The organism is Bartonella sp. MU37NMGALS (assembly GCF_042194015.1).
GTDB lineage: Bacteria > Pseudomonadota > Alphaproteobacteria > Rhizobiales > Rhizobiaceae > Bartonella > Bartonella grahamii.
Map to the genome: position 1 here is coordinate 1 of NZ_JBHIML010000040.1, position 2,111 is coordinate 2,111.

Consider the following 2,111-nt stretch of genomic DNA (forward strand, 5'->3'; position numbering starts at 1 on the left):
TAACGAATATCAGCACCGTAACCGTATTTGAGAGGTCCGCGTTCAGAAGATAAAGTTCCTGTGCTTCCATAGGTGTAAAGGAAGAAACCGGTTTGTTTCTCTTCTTCTTTTCCTAAGACAGATGTTCTGATATTGGCTAAGAGCGCGTTTTGTTTAGCCATATCTGTTAATCCACTGTAGAAGAGAGCATTTGGCATGACCAAATAGCTTGCTGTTTGTGCTACAGGGGCGATCACACTTGGACCAGAGCCAGAACCCGCTTCAAGAATTTCAGGTTGTAAACGGAAATCCCAGAAATTTTCATTCTTTTCATCAAACAGGTTTTGCGCAACATCGGCTTTGCCTTGGCTTGAGTCTGGTCCATAGGCACGTAGTGTATACATATCCGGTAAGCCACCTCTTGTGGTATAGCCATTGACAAGTTTGAAAGAGTTTTCTTCTGCTTTTCCAGAAACTTGAATAAGTGACAGACCACGGATATTGGCAGCAGCAGAGGTATTTGCTTTGACATTGTTCCCTTCTAAGCGCCCCGTAACATAGACAGATGTGTTGCCTGATACATCCCCATGGATCAAAAGTCTATCGGTTTTTTGGTCATTTATTGCAGCACCATCACTCCATTCAGCGTTGAAGTAAATCTTCGCATCACCCGTTGCGTTGTAGACTTCTTGCGTGTCTGGTTTACCAGAACCTATATGCAATGTTTGGTAATTCTCTTCTGTTGGTTCGCTAAAAATAATGGAGCTATTGTTGAGGTTTAGCACAGAAATATCAGAACGAGATCTTTGAGCAATATCAAGCAGATTACCATCATCATCTTTTTCATTTTTGCTGATTTTCAACGTCCATGTTGTATCGTTTTTCAGATCAAAGTGTACATTTCTGTCTTTAGCAATATTCGCTCTGCCCTCTAAAGTAGACTGATCAGCGTTTAATGTAAAAGTGCCGTTGGAGATCGCTTTTAAACCTGCTTGGTTCCAAACCCCTTTGTCTTTCAAATAAATGCCGTTTCCTAGTAAAACATCAGCATGGATTTCTGAATTTTTGAGATTTGCTGTACCGATTGCCAGATCTGCATTATTTTCAATGTCGTTATCAGTGAGAGCTCCAATAAGAATTCCAGTACCATTTTCAACGTGAATATCTGCATTGGTTAAATTGATTTCACTACTTTGATGTTTTTGGGGATCATTCGATTCATTGAGTTTGGTTTTAGAGAGACCTAAAAACTGCAAGCCACTGATTCCTGCTGTTACAGAGACATCTGTGAGATCAATAAGTCCACCATATGCTACGGCTAGTGCAACTTTTTTTACTTCTATTTTGTTTTCTACAGCACGTTGTGCTGCTTCAATATCACCATTAATCATCTTAATCGTGCTATTATTTCCTGCAAAAAGACCTTCATCAAAATTTTGAATGGTTGTTTTACCATTTAATTCGATTGCACTATCAGGCTCTGAAGCGTTTACAGCAACGGTCTCATTTTTACTTTCACCACCGGTCATTGTTAAATCTCCGCTAATGATTTTACTCCCACCATCTGCATAAAAACCTTCATCAACATTTTTAATAGTTGTTTTGCCCGTTAACTGAATTTCACTCCCAGAGTCCGCTGTCCATACACCAGAGCGGCTTTTGTCGGTGTCTTGATCAATTGCTTTACCACCGACTACGGTTAAGTTTTCGCTGGTGATTTTACCACCATTAACTGCTCCAAGACCGTTCAAAGTATTGTTAATTTTTGTATCGCCATGCAATTCAATTGTGCTATCAGGACCAAAGGCCTCTACACCGGTTCCTGTGCCATCTGTTGTTAAAGCAACATCTGTGGCGTCAATTTGTCCGCCTTTTTCTGCAAATAATGCAGCTTTTTCATTCTTTATTGTTACTGTTCCTTCTGCCATTGTGATCTTAGATCCTGAACCTTCTGCATGAAGTCCATAACCATCAGATGATGTAACTGCAGCTTTTTCGTCTAAAGTAATGGTGCTGCCTTCTTTCGCATATACCCCATCAGTTTTTCCATCGAACGATCCTCCAGAGACTGTTATTGTGGAGTGATCATTTGCAAATATGCCTGTTGTCGCTTTAGTGACGGTTACATTGCT

1 pseudogene is annotated in these 2,111 nt (G+C 40.4%); it reads right to left on the reverse strand.

The annotated features are described in order from the left end of the window. A pseudogene (locus ACFIJP_RS08510) lies at nt 1–2,111 on the reverse strand (autotransporter outer membrane beta-barrel domain-containing protein); the annotation flags it as partial.